We start from the raw sequence: 2896 nt of genomic DNA, 5'->3' as shown, positions 1-2896 counted from the left end.
ATGTGCAAACTATTTCGCCGCAGCAGGATATGACCCCGATTAAAACGGACGGGCTCTAGCATGCGCCGTTCTGCCGAGCGGCGCATGCGCGGATGCTCGCTCGGTAGGATGAGAATCCCGCACTGAGCAGAATTGAGCTATAGCCTTAGAAAAACTTCATAACCGACTGAATGCGCGGTATTTATGCCGTCACACGGAGCGAGACGGAGCATCGTCGGAGAAGAGCGCGGAGCGCTGCTCGTCGACGATCTGTCGCCCCTTGCGGAGCGCCGAATCAATGGCGTCCTGCTCGGAGGTGAAGAGATCGGCACGAATGAAATTGCGCACCTTCGTGGCGCCGTCCGGCATCGCCTTTTCGATGCTGCCGGCGAGCCGGAATTGCGCGCCCTCGCGCATCGGCGTGGCGCGGATCAGGCAATCCGCATAGGACTCAGCCTTGCCTGGGACAGGCTCAGCCTGCTTTTCGGAGCCACCGGACAAGCCGAACAATTTCGAGAAAAACGATGCCATGTCTCATGGTTAGCCGTGGCTGCAGTCTCTGTCAAAGCCAAAGTTGGTTGGCTCGCGCAGCCAGGCGGCGACGGCCCGTCAGATGACCAGATTGGCCAGAATCTCGTTCTCGGTAATATCCTGGTAGCGCAGCCCCGCCGCATCGAAGCGCTGCTTCAGCAGCGGGAAATTTTCCGCGTGCTTGGTCTCGATGCCGATCAGGACGGAGCCGAAGTTGCGCGCCGATTTCTTGAGATATTCGAACCGGGCAATGTCATCCTCCTCGCCCAGCATATTCAGGAAGTCGCGCAAGGCGCCCGGCCGCTGCGCCATGCGCAGGATGAAGTATTTCTTCAAGCCCGCGTAACGCATCGCCCGCTCCTTCACGTCGGGAAGGCGCTCGAAGTCGAAATTGCCGCCGGAAACGACGGCGACCACCGTCTTGCCTTCGAGCCCTTCGCGGCCGAGTGCTTCGAGGGCGGTAATGGACAACGCGCCGGCCGGCTCGAGAACGACGCCTTCGACGTTCAGCATCTCGGTGATCGTCAGGCAGATCGCGTTTTCTGCAAGGAGCATGACCTGCTCAGGCGCAAAGCCGCTGAGCGCTGCAAAATTGAGATCGCCGATCCGCGCCACCGCCGCGCCGTCGACGAAATTGTCCACCTGATCGAGCGTGACGACGCTGCCCGCCTCGAGGCTGCGCCTAAAGCTCGGCGCACCCTCCGGCTCACAGAAGATAAACCGATCGGTCGTCAGAGCATCGGCGAAATAGCCGGTCACGCCAGCCGCCAGTCCGCCGCCGCCGACGGGCAGCACGACGAGATCGGGGATCATGCCGTCCGGCAATTGCTCGACAATTTCCGCCGCGACGGTCGCCTGCCCCTCTATGATATCGGGGTGATCGAAAGGCGGCACCATGACGCCGGCGATCGCCTCCACGTGGTCGCGTGCGGCCTTGTAGCAATGGTCGAAGATATCGCCGACGAGGCGGATCGTTATGTATTCGCCGCCGAAGATGCGGGTCTTGTCGATCTTCTGCTGCGGGGTCGTCACCGGCATGAAGACGATGCCCGGAACGCCGAAGTGCCGGCAGACGAAGGCGAAACCCTGCGCATGGTTGCCCGCAGAGGCGCAAACGAAGGTCTTGCCCGAGGCCCCCGCCGCAAGCGCCCTGCGGAAGAAGTTGAAGGCGCCGCGGATCTTGTAGGAGCGCACCGGCGAAAGATCCTCGCGCTTCAGATAGACCGTGGCGCCGTAACGCGCGCTCAGATGGTCGTTGAGCTGCAGCGGCGTCGCCGGAAAGATTTCGCGCATCGCCGCGGCCGCCTGTTCAACTTCCTGCTTCATCTCGTCACATTCATCCGTTCGTTTTGAGATTGCTGTCGCTATCGCACATTGCTGTCGTTGAAACCATCGATTTGGCGCGTCTCGCGGTTCGGCCGCAGAGAACGGCTCGGGACGTCATCCTACGCCGATCTGCTGCAGTCGGCACAACCTCCCTTGTCTTGACTTGCGCTCTCAAATGCCGACAGTTTGAGCAGTCGGGATGCTTGGGGAAGTGCGATGGCGAACTACCTGCCCATGCTTGCGATACTCTCGCTTGCGGCTTCGGCGCTCGTCGTTTGCGAAGCCGAAGCGGGGCCGCTCTCCGACGCGGCGGCGAAAGCTGAAAAGCAGGCAAGCTCCGGCGACGCGGCAGGCGCCCGGGAAACGCTGCGCGACGCTCTCAGCGCGTTCTCGCAAACCCTCCCCTTCACGATTGGCAAGGCGATTTTCGTCACGGCCGAACCGGCAGGTTATGCGATGTACGAGCCGAAGCAGGATTCGGTCTTCAAGGCGGGCGAAACGATTGTTTCCTATGTCGAACCGGTTGGGCTGACCTGGAAGGAGGCAAGCGCCAAGGGCAAGCTTGAAACGCGCTTCACCGTCGATCTCGACATCGTCAACCCCAAGGGCGAAGTGCTCGCGACCCGCAAGGCCTTCGGCGACTTCACCTTCACCGGCTATCTCCGTAACCAGGAGATCTACGCAACGCTGACCGTCGACGTCACCGGCGCCCCGGCCGGCGACTATGTCCTGCGCTTCCGCTTCAACGACATCAACAGCGGCAAGAACGCGACCGTCGACCAACCTTTCAAGATTGCGGGGGAGTAAAGGGCGAAGGCCTCAGTTTTCTCCAGAACGCTTCGACGTCTGTGCAATCATTTGGTGCGGACAACGGGACTCGAACCCGTAAGCTATTGAAGCGACAGATTTTAAGTCTGTTGTGTATACCAATTCCACCATGTCCGCGTGCGACTTAAATCAATTACTTAGACGCTCCAGTCAAGCGAAGTTTTACCGACAAAACGCTAGAGCCCGTCCGTTTTAATCGGGGTCATATCCTGCTGCGGCGAAATAGTTTGCA

Annotated in this window: 3 protein-coding genes and 1 tRNA gene; 1 reads left to right on the top strand and 3 read right to left on the bottom strand. The window is 60.4% G+C overall.

Annotation, left to right across the window (positions count from 1 at the left end):
- Positions 1-189 precede the first annotated feature (189 nt).
- A complete protein-coding gene (locus CO676_RS34105) occupies positions 190-510 on the bottom strand; it encodes an HlyU family transcriptional regulator (protein WP_014764389.1) in 321 nt (106 codons plus the stop codon).
- Positions 511-588: 78 nt separating this feature from the next.
- Entirely contained in the window at positions 589-1836 is a 1248-nt protein-coding gene (gene ilvA, locus CO676_RS34100; protein WP_014764388.1) for a threonine ammonia-lyase, read from the bottom strand.
- 216 nt (positions 1837-2052) lie between these two features.
- Here ilvA and CO676_RS34095 point away from each other — a divergent pair, with 216 nt between their 5' ends.
- Entirely contained in the window at positions 2053-2643 is a 591-nt protein-coding gene (locus CO676_RS34095) for a hypothetical protein (protein ID WP_097524292.1), read from the top strand.
- A 52-nt stretch (positions 2644-2695) separates the two neighbouring features.
- Here CO676_RS34095 and CO676_RS34090 read toward each other — a convergent pair.
- A tRNA-Leu gene (locus CO676_RS34090) sits at positions 2696-2781 on the bottom strand.
- Positions 2782-2896: the final 115 nt, after the last annotated feature.

The organism is Sinorhizobium sp. BJ1 (assembly GCF_002531555.1).
Lineage (GTDB): Bacteria > Pseudomonadota > Alphaproteobacteria > Rhizobiales > Rhizobiaceae > Sinorhizobium > Sinorhizobium fredii_B.
This window is presented reverse-complemented; position numbering and strand designations above follow the sequence as displayed.